Source organism: Fimbriimonadaceae bacterium (genome assembly GCA_019454125.1).
Taxonomy (GTDB): Bacteria; Armatimonadota; Fimbriimonadia; order Fimbriimonadales; family Fimbriimonadaceae; genus JALHNM01.
The window spans coordinates 118,358-131,945 of the sequence record CP075365.1 but is presented as its reverse complement, the minus strand read 5'-3'; the positions used below and the strand labels follow the sequence as shown (position 1 = coordinate 131,945).

Here is a 13,588-nt window from a genome sequence, read left to right as displayed (position 1 = left end):
GGGGCCACCCCGACCCTTGCTCCCTCCTCCCCGAAATGGGGAGGGGGTGGGGCCGAAGCCTTTTTTCGCGAGTTAGAGCGAATTTCGTCCATTCCCAGACGGTATCTAGCATTTATGCCGGGCATCTCGCCTAGTCGATCTGCCGTATAACTTCTTAACTCCATGAGAAGGATCGTTATGGGCGGTGCCGTGTTCGGTTTGGCCTGCCTCTCCACCCTCGCCCTCGCGGGCCCGGAATACGCTGCCCAAGGCGTCAAGCTCCTAAAGAACTTCCCGCCGTCCGACTTTGGCGCGGCCTCCGGCAACACGTGCTGGGGGTACGTGAGCCCGAGTGGCCGTGAATACGGCCTGATGGGCTTCGACAACAAGACATTGGTGGTCGAGGTGACCGATCCGAACGACATCAAGGTCGTGGGAGAAGTGCCGCACACCAAGGGCTTGTGGTCGGACATCAAGACCTATAAGTCGGCCGCTTACGTCTCGACGGAGAACGCGGCGAGCGGCTTGCAGGTGATCGACCTCTCGAAGGTCGATGAGGGCGAGGTCCGCCTCGTCCGCACCATCCCTTCGCCTGGTCGCTCGCACACCATCGCGGTCGACGAGGTCAGCGGTTTCCTTTACACCTGCGGCTCGCGCGAAGGTACGGGGACGACCACTTGCTTCGACCTGAAGGCCGACCCGCTGAACCCGACCCAAGTCGGCGCCAAGACGATGACTCCGGTCTATCAGCACGAGGCCCAGGTCGTGACGTACACCGAGGGCCCTTATAAGGGCAAGCAGGTCTTCTTCGGGGGCGGTGAGGGCCGCGGCCTCGAAATCTTCGACGTGACTGACAAGGACAATCCGTCCCTGATCCGCCGCGTCGCCTATCCGTTCGTCGGCTATTGCCACCAAGGGTGGCTGAGCAGCGACCGCAAGTATTACTACGTCAACGACGAGTTCGATGAGACGACGAACTCGATCGCCACCCGTACCCTCGTCTTCGACGTGAGCGTGCTGGAGAACGCCGAGCTCGTCTCGACCTATACGACCGGCAAGCCCTCCATCGACCACAACCTCTACACCCGAAACGACTTCGTCTACCACGCGAACTACACGACCGGCCTCTGGATCTTCAACGCCAACGATAACCGGACGTCGCCGCAAATGGTGGGCTACTTCGACACCCACCCGGAGAACGACGACGCGGTTTTTGAGGGTGCTTGGAGCAACTATCCGCTCTTGCCCAGCGGAATCGTGCTGATCAGCGACATCAACCGCGGGCTCTTCGTGGTGGACGTCACGGACGCGACCAAGGTGAAGATGCCGGTGACGAGCGCCAAAGCGGTGAAGGGCGAGGCCTCCCGCGAGGATCTCGAAGGCCTGAGCTCGGTGGACACCCAGGCGGTGACGGTCAAGGGCAAGGACATCCAGATCGAGTTCGAGGGCAAAAGCCGTTGGTCCGGGCTCGCCAAGGTCGGCTTCGGCTTTGAATCGGACCAGAAAGACGCCACGGTCGAACTCTGGGACTACAAGGAGGGCAAGTGGGTCGGGGCCAAGGCCGATGACGGCGCCACTTTCCGTCCCGAGGGCCGCGGCACCGCCCAGTTCTTGAACGGCGAGAAGATGATGAAAGCGCGCGTGACGCTGAAGCCCTCGGGAGGCAAGGCGTCCGTCAACCATGCTTCCTTCGTTGTGAACCCGTAAAGCGGATTCCGAACCGGAGCGCCGGAATCGGGGCAGGCACCGCGCCTGCCCCGCTTTTGTGCCCGGCCTGGGCTTTGTCCCTAGGTTCGGGCCGCCCTGCCCGTGGCGAAAGCCGTAGACTGCCCAAGAAGCATGCGCAGGGTCGATACGACGATCATCGGCGGGGGCCCCGTCGGACTTTTCGGCGCCTTCTACGCGGGAATGCGGGGCATGAGCGTCCGCATCATCGATAGCCTTCCGGAACTCGGCGGGCAGCTCACGGCGCTCTATCCGGAGAAGCTTGTCTACGACATGCCCGGCTTCCCCGCCGTGCCCGCCAGGCAATTGGCCGACGGGCTGATCGAGCAAGCGTCGCGCTTCAAGCCGGAGGTCGTGCTCGAAGAGACCGCGGCGCACCTGGAGAATGAGGGCGAGGACGGCTACTCGATCGTCTCCGCCAGCGGGAACCGCTATCCCACGCGGACCGTGGTGGTCTCGGCCGGCAACGGCGCGTTCAGCCCGACGAAGCTTGGCGCTGCGGGCGAGGACGAGTTTGTCGGCCGGGGGGTCTATTACGGGGTACGGTCCAAGGCCGAGTTCGCCGGTCGGCGCGTAGTGATCGTGGGGGGCGGCGACAGTGCGTTCGACTGGGCGCTGAACCTGCACGATGTGGCGCGGTCGATTACGCTGGTCCACCGGCGCGACCAGTTCAGGGCGCACGAGGAGACGGTCCAGGCCGTGCGCGACCTTGGCGTCGAGTTCCGCCTCTGGCGGGTCGTGAAGGAAGTGCACGGGAACGGACGGTTGCACTGCCTGACCCTGGAAGACGTTCAGAACAAGAGCGACGAGAAGATGGAGTGCGACGCGGTGGTCGTCAACATCGGCTTCAAGTCGTCCCTAGGGCCCTTAAAAGACTGGGGTTTCAAGATCGAAAGAAACCAAATTGTCGTGGACGAAAAGTTCAACACGGGCCTTCCTGGAGTCTTCGCCGTCGGCGATGTCTGCTCCTATGCGAATAAGATACGCTTAATCGCTACTGGCGTGGGCGAGGCGGCGACTGTGGTCTGCTTGATAAAAACTATGATTGACCCTGCCGCCAAACTGTTCCCTGGGCACAGTTCGGACATGGAAGCCGTCTTCGAAACTGGCTAAAAAGTGGGCCGCACGGTGGCGGCCCGATTAGGACAGACTCACGGAAAGTTGCGCCTTAGCCTGCGCTCCCTTTCCAAGCGATTCTGACGACTCCGTGATCACAAGGTTCCCATAACTTAACATTTCTTTATACGTGAGTTCTAGCGCATTAAGATTTGGTGAATGGAGGGGGCATGTGGGAACCTTGCGCGGTTTTCCGTCGTCTTCCCGCTCACTCCTGCCATCTTTCGGCTAGCAGGGAGCCGAGCACTTGGAGGAACGCCCGGTCCTCCTCCCCGAACTGGCCGACGGTGTGGCCGTCGATGTCGATTTGGCCGAGAACGGCGCCGTCCCCGTCCCGGATCAGAACCACGATCTCCGACCGGGTGTGGGTCGAACAGGAGAGGTAGTTCGTCAGGGCGCGGACGTCCTCGACCACCTGGTCTTGGTCCTCGGCCACGGCGGTGCCACAAACGCCGACCCCCACCTCGATCTCGGTGTGCTCGGTATCGGCGCCGCAATAGGCGTCCAGCACCAGGCGACCACCGTCCATCCGGTAGACCCCTGACCAGTCGTAGCCGTCCAAACCGTCCAGCTGGCGTATCGCGAGCTCCCGCAACGCGCGGCCCTTCGCGGGGCTCTCGCGGACGGCATAAAGGACGGCCTCAAATTGGGGGCGCATGCCCAATTTTGGCTAGTCTGGGTTACCGAAGGCGGCAAGGGCCTCGTCGAGGCCACCCGTCTGCTCCGGCAGGATCTCGAGGACATCGATCCCATCCCAACGACCGCGATCAAGCCCGCCCTCGGCAAGGCGGAACTGCTTGCCGGCCGTGCCGAACCGGTCTCCAGCTTGCAGAAGTTGGCCTCGGAGCACGCCGTTCGCCAGGCTCAGGAGCAAGAGGTCGACCTTGTCGAGCAGTCCCGGCCCAAACCCTGCCAGCTCGATCTCGGGCTGGGCGAACTTGGCGAGTCCAAGCGTGTGGGCGAACCCCTCGCCGTGTTTGACGACGATGAAATCGGTCACGTTCGGAGGCTCGCCCTCCTTTCGTGGCGTCGGCCAGGTCGCCGGGGAGCGATAAACCTGGCAGACGGGGTCGGCGATGAGCCCGTCTGTGAGGTCGGCCAGCCGCGCGGCGCACTGGGTCAGGAAGTCCAGCGCGGGATAAACGCTCGGGTCGTGCGCCTCGAAGGTCAGCTGCACGATCGACCATGTCGCGCGAATCTTGTCAAGGTCGTCCGCGGGAAGGTGGCTGGCGAGCGGGCTGCGGGCGAGGGCTTCGGGGTCGAACCCGGCCTCTTCCTTCGAAAGCACTCGCATCTTCAGCAGGCTGTGCCGGTCCGGAGAAGAGAGGCCATAGACACCCCGTTCCAAGGGCTGGTCGATCGCCTCTTTTCCCGCTTCACGCGCCAGGGGCACTCCAAACCCGGCGACCGCGCCGCCTTCCCCCTTTGGGTTGATGAAGGCTCCCAAACAGGGCAGGGGCAGCCTGGCCGCCAGGACGCTCAAATAAAAGCTGCTCGAAATGCCGAAGCCCGGTGTCTTGGGCTTCTGCCAGGGCAGGAGGTGTTTCAGGCGGTAGCGCACGCTAGACGGTCGCCGCCTCCTGGATCGGTTGAACGGCAGCTTCGGCGGACATGGCCCGGCTCTGGAGGGCAGCGTTCAGCACCCGGCGCCAAGCCGGCACCCAGAGCCAGAGCGCCCAGGCTCCCGGACACCGGGCCAAGCTCGCCAAGACGGGGGACACCGGTCTTCCCGCGGCGGTGCGGGCCTCCAGCGCCGGTTCTTGGCCGGTTTCGAACTCGATCTGGCGGAAGGCGTCCAGCGCCTTGAGGGCCCGCAAGGGGTTTGGGCTCCAGTCGGCCCCGTGCGGAGCGAGCAGGCGGAGCCGCCGCCCTTGGAAGCGCTCAGTGAGCCGGTTCCACCAGGCGCTGACCTCTTCGCCTCTGTAAAAGGCAACGTATGTGCTCGTCATGATGAAGGAAAAAAGAGGGATGTTGAAACGGTACTCGATAAAGCCGTGAAGGATGAGCCCGCTCAGCAAGACCCATTTTCTGAATGGTTTCGCGAAGACCAGCGAGGCGAAGGCTAGCTCAACCAGGAGCGTGCCATAAGTGGTGATTGCCACGATAGGTTGTTGATCCATAAAGGCGGGAAGCGGGAACCTATCGAACTCATGAAGTTGGGGCACGTACCACGTCGCGGTGCCATCGCGCCAAGTAGAACCTCCCCACTTGTGCCAGGCCGTGGTGAAATAGAGGACGGCCACTTGGAAATGCACGAGCCGTTGCGGCCACAAAGAGACTTCTGCGGGGATCGAAGGAGCCGTGCCTTTCCAAAGTCCGATCACGCGGTCGAGCGAAAGCGCGGCGCCGCTCGGCGCGATCATCACATAGAAGGCCATATTGCGGAGCAGGGTGTCGCCACTGTGCAAGATCTCGGGGTTTCGGTGGTGCATCGTGACGATGAGGGCGAACATCGCGATGCTAGAAACCCGGGTGAAAAGGCCGACCGCCGTTAAGAGGCAGGCGAGCATCAAAAGGCCATAGACCAGCATCGTGACGCGGTCGTCCGTCACGTTCGCCAGCAGGTTCAAGCGAGGGATCCCCCCGGCCCAGCGCTCTGCGAACCAGGCGGGGACGAAGCCCCGCTCAGTGAACCACGAATCGAAGTCGATCGCGATCATGGCAAAGTTCACGAACGCGAGGGTGCCGGTGAGCATCCGGACCAATCCCATCGTAACGGGGGATCCGTAGCCGAATATCTTCTCGTTAAGACTTGATAGGAAGCGCACGTTTAGCTTCTCGTCGAAGACGGTCTTGGTCGACGATCCAAGTGAAGAAGCTGTAAGTCGTGTAGTCCTCTGGGACAGGCTCGTACATCGACTTCATGGTTTTAAAGTGGCGGCGCAGCTCGACCCGCACCGGTGGGTTTTTCGCGTCGGTATAGGCGAGCAACGCCATCCGTTGGGCGAACTGGGGGCGTTTCCAAGCGTCGGTCCCGTCGTTGTTCACTCGCTCGATGAACTTGCGGAACCTTTCCTTGAAGTACTTTTCCCAAATCGGCAAGTCATGGATCCGAGGATAGGGCACAACGCGCGTGGTCCCATCGCGGTAAGTCACGACGGAGTCGTACCAAAAGTCGACGTTCGCGGGGTTTGGGGAGAACATGTCCCAGTACTGCCAAAGGCCGCTCGAGAGCATGTAGTAGCGGGTCGGGGCTTCGCTCCTGAGCCGGAGGTTTGCGGCCAAGAGGAAGTCCGGCGCGTGGGTAGCCAGGTTGGCCGCGGTCGGCGGCAGTGCCCCGTTCATCACCGCGGGCGCGGGTCTGGGCAGCGACCAGCTCAAGACCATGAAGGCGTGGAACGCCACGAAGAGCTTCACGAGGGGGTTGACTCCCCGTCGCTTTTCCTCGGCCATGCCCTTAGTATGAATGAGCCGCTACACCACCGTTTGGCTGAGCTGCAGGTCTTTCATCACCGGCCCGAGCCGTTCTTCGACCATGGCCTTGTCGACGTCGATGCGCTTGGCCCCACATTCGGGCGCGTCGAACATCTCCGGCTCCAGCAGCCGTTCCAGCATTGTGTGGAGCCGCCTGGCACCGATGTTCTCCGCCTTCTCGTTCACGGCCGCCGCGAAGAGGGCGATCTCGGAGAGGGCGTCGTCGGTGAAAGTGAGGTCTACGCCCTCCACTGCAAGCAGCAGCTGGTACTGCCGGGTGATGGCGTTCTGCGGCTCTAAAAGGATGCGGCGGAAGTCCTCCTGGTTCAAAGGGTCGAGTTCGACCCGGATGGGCAGGCGGCCCTGCAATTCGGGGATCAGGTCGCTGGGCTTGGACATGTGGAACGCCCCCGCGCAGATGAAGAGGACGTGGTCGGTGCGCACCGGGCCGAACTTGGTCGGCACGGTCGAACCCTCGATGATGGGCAGGAGGTCGCGTTGGACGCCTTCTCGGCTGACCTCGGGGCCGCTGCCCCCTCCTTTCGCGCCGATCTTGTCGATCTCGTCCAAGAAGATGATGCCGGTCTGCTCGGTCCGCCGGACAGCCTCCCGGTTCACGCTTGTGCGGTCTAGGAAGCGCCGGGCCTCCGCATCGACCAGGAACTCCTTCGCCTCGCGGACGGTCATCTTGGTGCGGACGTACTTCGTGCTCTGGTTAAAGGGGAGGTTGTCCACGCCGATCTCCTCCATCCCCTGCGGGGTGAACATCTGAATGAAGCCGCTGCCCGCGTCCTCGGTCTCGACCTCGATCAAGGTGGAATCGTGCTCGCCCCGGAGGATTGCCTGGCGCAGTTCGGCGCGGCGCTGCTCCATTTCCGCCTCCATCTGCGCGTAGTCCTCTTGCTCGCCGGGCTCGCCGAAGATGGCGTAGGCCGGGTGCGGGTTCTTGTCCAGGAGCTCCACCAGGCGGTCGATCGCCGCCTCCTCCGCCTGGGGCCGCACCGCCTCGATCTTCTCGTTCTCGACCAGCCGGACGGCGGAGCCGACCAGGTCGCGGACCATGCTCTCAACGTCGCGCCCGACATAGCCGACCTCCGTGAACTTGGTCGCCTCGATCTTGATGAAGGGCGCCCGAGCGAGCTGGGCGAGTCGGCGGGCGATCTCGGTCTTGCCCACTCCCGTCGGCCCCATCATAAGGATGTTCTTGGGAAGGATGTCCTCGCGCTGCTTGGGGTCGACGCGCTGGCGGCGGTAGCGGTTGCGCAGGGCGACGGCCACTGCCCTCTTCGCGGCCGCCTGCCCGACGATGTACTTGTCGAGCTCCTTTACGATCTGGCGGGGCGTGAGGTCTTCAATCGGCAGCGACATGGAGTCTTCGTTGTACCCGTCGCCCGTCCGGACGGCGGGATCGGCTGGTTCTGAAAGGCGGCGCTCAGTACCGGGCGATCGGGTCGCTGGCATCCATCGTGGAGGCGACCTCCTCGTCCAACCGGCTCTCGCGGTGTTCGAGCTCGCGCCGGCGGCACATGTTCTGGAACAGCATGTATCCCGCGAACGCAGCCCCGATCAGCAGGAGCGCGCCGCCGACGGTCAAGGCCGCCTGGCGCTTCCTCGGGTCGCGCATCCTCCTGGCCCAGTCGTCCGCCGCGGCCTCGGCGGCCTGTCGGCCCATCTCGTACCTGTGCTGCAACATCTCGACGAACCGGTTCCGGTTCCCCGCGATCGAGGTGAGGTCCTCGCTCGTCACCGCGTTCCACCGCTCCACAACGTCGTGCCTCAGCGAGTCCCAGTTCCGCTCAACCCATGACCAATCCATCTATTGATTCAACGTTTGGCGGGGTGAGGGGCTATGGGTCCGGGGCCGATCGCTACCTCGACTAACCCCTCCCCCTGCCCCCTCCCCAAGCCTGGGGAGGGGGTTCTAGATGAGCGTTCCTTTCCCTCTTCCCAAGCCTGGGAAGGATGTCTTGCGCGGCCAAGGAGCGCCCGGCCTCCCCACGAAGGACCGCGCCTCGACGGTCTGGTAAGAGACGGCGTTGCCGAACCTCCCGCTCAACCCCAGAAAGGCTTCGGCTATGACCAGACGGTCGGCTTGACACACCCCTTTCCCAAGCTTCGTCGTCCGATTGTCGTCCGATTGTCGTCCGATCACGAGTGGCCGACGGTGGGGCGAGGGATGGACGGCCATGGGCTGCCAAGAGGGGAACGCAAGGGGAGCCCTTCGCGTCGAGTCCGCGCAAAGTCTTGTTGGGCCAGCCCCGACAGCCGAGGCATAAAGAGGCCTCCTTCCCGAAGCTGGGGAGAGGCATCACCCGGTTAGTGACCCGCGAACATGGGCGGCTACCGCTTCCCCGAAAGCGGCGTCTTGGGCGGGGCCGAAGGAGAAGCGCAACCCCTCGCGGGCCGCGGCCTCGGAAAACCCCATGGATAGGAGCACGTGGCTGGGGAGGAGGCTGCCGCTGCTGCACGCGGCGCCACTGCTGGCCGCGACCCCGGCCCGGTCAAGGCGTATGAGGGCGGTTTCGGCTGAGAGCCCCGGCAAGCGGCAGTGGAAATGTCCGCAGAGCACGCCTGGCCCCTGCCAATCTAGAAGTGTCGCTTGGAACCTCCCGTCCTTGAGCAGCGCTTGGGCGAAGGCGTCCCGGGCCGCCCTCTTCTTGGCCAAGAGGCCGGGCTCGGCCAGGCGCCAAGCGACCGCGGCCGCGAAGCCGACGATGGCGGCCACGTTCTCGGTCCCCGCCCGGACCTCCCGTTCTTGGCCGCCGCCGACGGCGAGGGGCTGCAACGGGACGCCCGACCGTGCGTAGAGCGCTCCGGCCCCTTGCGGGCCGTACGTCTTGTGGGAGGCCGCGCTTATGAGGTCGGCCGTGGCCGGTCGAGCCGCCTCGTCAAAGGGGAAGGTCTGCACCGCGTCGGTGTGGAAGAGGGCGCCCGCCTCGTGGGCGAGCCCGGCGAGGGCCTCGATCGGGTTGATGGAGCCGACCTCGTTGTTCGCTTGCATCACGCTCACGAGGAACACGTCCTCGCCCAGGGCCGCGGCAAGGCTCTCGGGCGCAACGGTAGCGTCGGGGCAGGTCGGCAGGATCTCCACCCGGTAGCCCAGCCGCTCGAGGATCGGACGGGTGTGCAGCACGCAGTGGTGCTCGGCCGCGCCAAAGAGGACGCGCCTGCGTCGCTCGTCCGGATTCGCAAGGGCCGTGCCCAGGATCGCGAGGTTCGCGGCCTCGGTCCCGCCCGAGGTGAAGGCGACCTCGCCGAAAAGGCAGCCGAAGGCTTCGGCCACGGTTTCTCTTGCTTGGTCGACCGCGTCGCGGGCGGCGCGGCCTTCGGCATGGAGCGAGGACGCGTTGGCCGGCTGGCCCAGCCACCGGGCCATGGCTTCTCGGGCGGGCGCGGCGAGGGGCGTGGTGGCGGCGTGGTCGAGATAGAACCGGTTCATCCGGCCAGGGCGAGGGCGAGGGTGACGATCGCCGCGTTGTGCACACTGTGCATGACGAGAGCGGGCACCAGCGAGCCCGTCATATAGGTGAGGTAGCAGGCCATGCATCCGACCGCGGCGAGCGACGCCCAGAGGATGGGGCCCTGGGGGTGGACTGAGGCGAACAGCAGGCCCGTGAGGAGCCCCGCCGCCACCGGCTTCATGAACCGGCCCAGCGCGGGGAAGAGCATCCCACGGAACATGGTCTCCTCGATCAGCGGGGCCGTGAGCGAGACCAGCAGGTAGAGCCCGATCGTTCCGAAGGCGCCGCCCCTTCCCAAGATCTCGGTGACCGGGTGGCTGGGGGCGGGCAGATTCTTCAAGAGCTGGGACGAGCCGACGGCGAGAAGGATCACGATCGGCAGGTTCGCCAAGAAGCCCAGGACGCCGAGCCCCACGAGCTGCCAGGCGGGCCTCACCCGGCCCACGAGCTTCGGCCACGGGTCGGCCACCCCGACGAGGGGGATGCGCAGCATGAAGACGATCGCGCCGAAGACCACCAGCATGCCGGTGAAGGTCGAGAAGCTGCCCCGCGTGCCGGGCGGGAAAAAGGCGACGACCATGGGCGGCACGATCGCGAAGCAGAGGAGGGCCAGGGCCACCCGCAGGGCGAGGCGGTCTGCATCGAGGGCGGAAATCTCACCCAGAGGCGTCCCGAGCGGCTTGAAGGCCTTGCTCAAGTGGAACACCACGCCAAGGGCCAGGACGACGAGGCCGACGACGACAATGGCTGGGGCCGCCAGCATCACCGCGACCACGGGGATGTACGTCTCCGGGTCGGAGACCCGATCGACGAGCCCAAACCGTCTGGAGCTCCTTTCGACGAGACCGCCCTCCTCCAGGGCCTGGGCACCGGCCAGACGCTCAAAGAAATCCGCGTCCAGCTTGCGGGAGAGCTCCTGTGCGCGAGTCTTCTCGAGCCCGGGCTGGAACGCCTCGCCGAACATCCGCTCGTCGGTGTCCTTACTAGCTGCCAGCTTCTCTAGGGCCTGGGGGTCGGGCGGACGATTCTCCAGGGCGTCGATGACGAGGACGATCTCCGCCGCCCCGGCCTGGGCGCCGCGTTCTTCGAAGAGGTTCTTGCGGATTTCGGCCAGGCTCTTGCCGTACTGTTCCTCGACCTTCTCGATGGCCTCGGTCTGGCCCGACTTGCGGAGGGCGGCCAGGTAGACGCCGGTCAAGCGGATAGCGACTCGCTCTTGCGTGAAGTCCTTCTCTTTGCTTTCACCGGGACTGAAGTACCCGGTCAATGCATAGCCGATCCAAGCGGCGAAAAGGATGGACAATAGGGCCCAGCCCCAATAGAATCGCCTCGGCTCTCTCTCGGGGGCGCCCGGCCCGGTCACGTCTCCAGGTTCGATGGTGTCCACAATAGTTAAGCTTTTGAGGCTTCGCGGCCCCGGCGTCCAGAAGAGTATGCCCCGCCCGCCAGGTTCGGCTCGCAGGGTCCGATCTAACTTTCACCCGGCAAGACCTGAAGCGGCCCCTTAAGTTCTCGCTCTAGCTGCCCGATATGTTCACCGGGTCTACCGACCGGAGTATCGCGCATGTACGAGCAGTTTTGGGGCTTAAACGAGCCACCTTTTTCCCTAACGCCCGATCCCCGTTTCCTCTTTATGAGCCGGGCGCACGAGGACGCGCTCATGATGCTGCACTACGCTGTCACCCGGAACAAGGGTGCGGCGATGCTAGCTGGCGAGATCGGGCTGGGCAAGACGACAATTAGCCGAAAGTTGATCGAGACGCTCGATCCGGTCCAGTACCGGGTCGTCCTCATCGTGAACCCGATCTTCACGCCGACTCAGATGCTCCAAGAGGTTTTGGACCAGCTGGACATTGACATCCAGTCCCGAAACCGCCAGGTGCTGGTCCAGCGGCTTCACCTTGCCCTGCTAGAGTACTACGACAAGGGGCGGCGTGTCGTCGTGTTGATCGACGAGGCGCACCTGATCAAGAGCGCCGCGACCTTTGAGGAGATGCGGCTCCTGCTGAACTGTCAGATGAACGACCAGTTCCTCATGAGCCTGCTGTTCCTGGGTCAGCCGGAGCTCCGCGGTCGGATCGCCAAAGTCCCCGCCCTCGAGCAGCGCCTTGCCGTGCGGCACGTGCTGAAGCCGCTCGACCTCACGGACTGTGGCGAGCTGATCCTCCACCGCCTGCGGGTGGCGGGCTACGCCGGGGAAAAGAGCCCGTTCACGCCTGACGCCGTCCACAAGCTCCATCAGATCTCTGGCGGCGCCCCCCGCGTGATCTGCCAGCTGGCGGACAACGCGATGATGATGGCCATGGCTCGCAACGAGCACATGATCGACGCTTTCTTGATGCACGAAGTCGCAGAGGAGTACACCGGAGTCGCGGCATGAACCTAGCCGATGCCATTCGAAAGGCAGCCCAAGAAGGATCCCTGCCCCCAATCGGGTCAGTCCCGACCGCGTTCGCGCCCAGCCCGAACCATAACGTTCCGGAGAGTGGCGACGCGACCGTGGGCCAGGGTTTGCCGCCGGATGCGCCCAGCGCGGCGATCTTGAGCGGCAATGTTGTCCGGATCGAGCTGTTCCTCAGTTCCGAACAGACCAGCAGCATGTTGCGCGCGATCATGGCGGGCCAGCACACCGTGATGACCATGGCCGAGGCCGCGCAGTACCTCCGTATCCGGCCGCAGTCGCTGGCGAAGCTCGCCCGCGACGGCGAGATCCCGTCCGTGGAGATCGACGGCCGCTACCGGTTCCAGAAGCACGTGCTCGACGAGTGGCTGCACCAAGCGGTGACAGCCGAGGAGAAGACAGATGTCGCTTAAGCTTTTCAGGGCAAAGTCATACGTGGGCCTCGACCTTGGGGCCAAGTCCATCAAGGCGGTGCAGGTCGAACGGGCCGCCCACGGGTGGAAGGTCACGCGCTTCGCGCACGCCCCGACCCCCGAGGACTGCATCAAGGACGGAGTCGTCACGGACGTCCAGGCGATGGCCGCCACCATCCACGCCGCCCTTCGGGACGCGAAGATCAGCGCGACCACCGCGGTCGTCGGCGCGGCCGGCGCCTCGGTCATCGTGCGTTCGGTCCGGACGCAGAAGATGCCCGAGAACGTTTTGCGCAAGTCGATCAAGTTCGAGGCGGGCCGCTACGTCCCGTCGAGCGTCGAGGACAGCTACATCGAGTTCGAGATTTTGGGCGAGACGGAAGACGGCCAGATGGAGATCTTGGTCGTGGCCGCGCCCAAGGAAGTGGTCGAGAGCCGTGTGAAGGCGTGCGAAGGGGCCGGGCTCGAGGTCGAGACCGTCGACGTCGATGCCTTTGCCGCCTATCGCGTCATGGTCGAGGCGGCGCCGGGCGACGACCTCTTCGGTCAGACGATCGCTTTGGTCGACGTGGGCAGCCAGACGACCAACGTGAGCGTGGTGAGCGAGGGCGTCTTTGCCATGACGCGCACCATCCCGCAGGCCGGCCAAATCTTTACGGAGGCGCTGAAGAACTACTTCAAGCTGCCGGAAGAGGACGCCGAGGCGGGCAAGGCCCAGCTTGACCTTCAGTCCCTGCTTGACGCCGAGAAGCCTCAGGAGAACCCGCCTTTGAGGGTGATCCAGCCGCACCTGGACGACCTCGTCCGGGAGATTCGGCGGTCTTTGAACTACTACCAGTCGCAGCAGACCGAGGCGGGCCAGAACAAGCCGGTCACGAAGATCCTGGTCTGTGGCGGAGGTGCCTCGATGAAGGGGCTCAGCACCTATATGCAGAACAAGCTCGGGCTCGAGACCTTGTGTCTCGGAGTCTTCGACAACCCCCGGTTTATGTATTCCGGGCCTGACGATCCGGGGCACGGATTCGACCTGACCGTCGCGTCGGGCCTCGCCATGCGACCGTTCGCCAAGGCGGCTTAAG

13 protein-coding genes are annotated in these 13,588 nt (G+C 64.4%); 5 read left to right on the top strand and 8 right to left on the bottom strand.

From position 1 onward, the window contains the following. Window positions 1-162: 162 nt before the first annotated feature. Together KF733_00725 and KF733_00720 are read left to right on the top strand one after the other, a co-directional pair. Window positions 163-1,686 carry a choice-of-anchor B family protein gene (locus KF733_00725; protein ID QYK56013.1) on the top strand — a complete coding sequence of 508 codons (1,524 nt, stop codon included), beginning with the start codon at window positions 163-165 and terminating at the stop codon, window positions 1,684-1,686. Between the two features lie 132 nt (window positions 1,687-1,818). Next, window positions 1,819-2,817: an NAD(P)/FAD-dependent oxidoreductase gene (locus KF733_00720; protein QYK56012.1), complete on the top strand. Its 999-nt coding sequence runs from the start codon at window positions 1,819-1,821 to the stop codon at window positions 2,815-2,817. A gap of 211 nt (window positions 2,818-3,028) precedes the next feature. Here the strand turns inward: KF733_00720 and KF733_00715 are convergent, their stop codons facing one another. The 8 genes from KF733_00715 to KF733_00680 all read right to left on the bottom strand — a co-directional run bounded on the left by KF733_00715 (window position 3,029) and on the right by KF733_00680 (window position 11,082). Further along, window positions 3,029-3,478 carry a GAF domain-containing protein gene (locus KF733_00715; GenBank protein ID QYK56011.1) on the bottom strand — a complete coding sequence of 150 codons (450 nt, stop codon included), beginning with the start codon at window positions 3,476-3,478 and terminating at the stop codon, window positions 3,029-3,031. A gap of 12 nt (window positions 3,479-3,490) precedes the next feature. Then, on the bottom strand, window positions 3,491-4,381 hold the full coding sequence (locus tag KF733_00710) for a hypothetical protein (GenBank protein QYK56010.1): 891 nt from the start codon (window positions 4,379-4,381) through the stop codon (window positions 3,491-3,493). Window position 4,382: 1 nt separating this feature from the next. Continuing rightward, the gene (locus KF733_00705) at window positions 4,383-5,588 is read right to left on the bottom strand and encodes an HTTM domain-containing protein (GenBank protein ID QYK56009.1); all 1,206 of its coding nucleotides are present in this window, start codon (window positions 5,586-5,588) and stop codon (window positions 4,383-4,385) included. After that, complete coding sequence (locus KF733_00700) at window positions 5,566-6,213, bottom strand: hypothetical protein (protein QYK56008.1); 648 nt, start codon at window positions 6,211-6,213, stop codon at window positions 5,566-5,568. Before KF733_00700 ends, KF733_00705 begins: the two co-directional genes overlap by 23 nt. Before the next feature lie 21 nt (window positions 6,214-6,234). Continuing rightward, entirely contained in the window at window positions 6,235-7,602 is a 1,368-nt protein-coding gene (gene hslU, locus KF733_00695) for an ATP-dependent protease ATPase subunit HslU (GenBank protein QYK57145.1), read from the bottom strand. Between the two features lie 64 nt (window positions 7,603-7,666). Continuing rightward, window positions 7,667-8,050, bottom strand: a complete 384-nt coding sequence (locus KF733_00690; protein QYK56007.1) for a hypothetical protein — start codon at window positions 8,048-8,050, stop codon at window positions 7,667-7,669. A 492-nt stretch (window positions 8,051-8,542) separates the two neighbouring features. Beyond that, a complete protein-coding gene (locus KF733_00685; GenBank protein ID QYK56006.1) occupies window positions 8,543-9,673 on the bottom strand; it encodes an aminotransferase class V-fold PLP-dependent enzyme in 1,131 nt (376 codons plus the stop codon). Next, entirely contained in the window at window positions 9,670-11,082 is a 1,413-nt protein-coding gene (locus KF733_00680; GenBank protein QYK56005.1) for a CPBP family intramembrane metalloprotease, read from the bottom strand. Before KF733_00680 ends, KF733_00685 begins: the two co-directional genes overlap by 4 nt. Before the next feature lie 246 nt (window positions 11,083-11,328). On the opposite strand from KF733_00680, the gene KF733_00675 reads away from it, so the two are divergent. The 3 genes from KF733_00675 to pilM are packed head-to-tail and all read left to right on the top strand — an operon-like array spanning window position 11,329 to window position 13,587. Beyond that, complete coding sequence (locus tag KF733_00675; GenBank protein ID QYK56004.1) at window positions 11,329-12,075, top strand: AAA family ATPase; 747 nt, start codon at window positions 11,329-11,331, stop codon at window positions 12,073-12,075. Next, the gene (locus KF733_00670) at window positions 12,072-12,509 is read left to right on the top strand and encodes a helix-turn-helix domain-containing protein (GenBank protein QYK56003.1); all 438 of its coding nucleotides are present in this window, start codon (window positions 12,072-12,074) and stop codon (window positions 12,507-12,509) included. The genes KF733_00675 and KF733_00670 overlap by 4 nt, the downstream gene beginning before the upstream one ends. Next, complete coding sequence (gene pilM, locus KF733_00665; GenBank protein QYK56002.1) at window positions 12,499-13,587, top strand: type IV pilus assembly protein PilM; 1,089 nt, start codon at window positions 12,499-12,501, stop codon at window positions 13,585-13,587. Before KF733_00670 ends, pilM begins: the two co-directional genes overlap by 11 nt. Window position 13,588: the final 1 nt, after the last annotated feature.

Bases quoted from the DNA above. Each gene is read 5' to 3' on its own strand.
- KF733_00715 (QYK56011.1), bottom strand. From the start codon at position 3,478: ATGCGCCCCCAATTTGAGGCCGTCCTTTATGCCGTCCGCGAGAGCCCC.
- KF733_00690 (QYK56007.1), bottom strand. From the start codon at position 8,050: ATGGATTGGTCATGGGTTGAGCGGAACTGGGACTCGCTGAGGCACGAC.
- KF733_00685 (QYK56006.1), bottom strand. From the start codon at position 9,673: ATGAACCGGTTCTATCTCGACCACGCCGCCACCACGCCCCTCGCCGCG.
- KF733_00700 (QYK56008.1), bottom strand. From the start codon at position 6,213: ATGGCCGAGGAAAAGCGACGGGGAGTCAACCCCCTCGTGAAGCTCTTC.
- KF733_00670 (QYK56003.1), top strand. From the start codon at position 12,072: ATGAACCTAGCCGATGCCATTCGAAAGGCAGCCCAAGAAGGATCCCTG.
- KF733_00720 (QYK56012.1), top strand. From the start codon at position 1,819: ATGCGCAGGGTCGATACGACGATCATCGGCGGGGGCCCCGTCGGACTT.
- hslU (QYK57145.1), bottom strand. From the start codon at position 7,602: ATGTCGCTGCCGATTGAAGACCTCACGCCCCGCCAGATCGTAAAGGAG.
- KF733_00725 (QYK56013.1), top strand. From the start codon at position 163: ATGAGAAGGATCGTTATGGGCGGTGCCGTGTTCGGTTTGGCCTGCCTC.
- KF733_00675 (QYK56004.1), top strand. From the start codon at position 11,329: ATGAGCCGGGCGCACGAGGACGCGCTCATGATGCTGCACTACGCTGTC.
- pilM (QYK56002.1), top strand. From the start codon at position 12,499: ATGTCGCTTAAGCTTTTCAGGGCAAAGTCATACGTGGGCCTCGACCTT.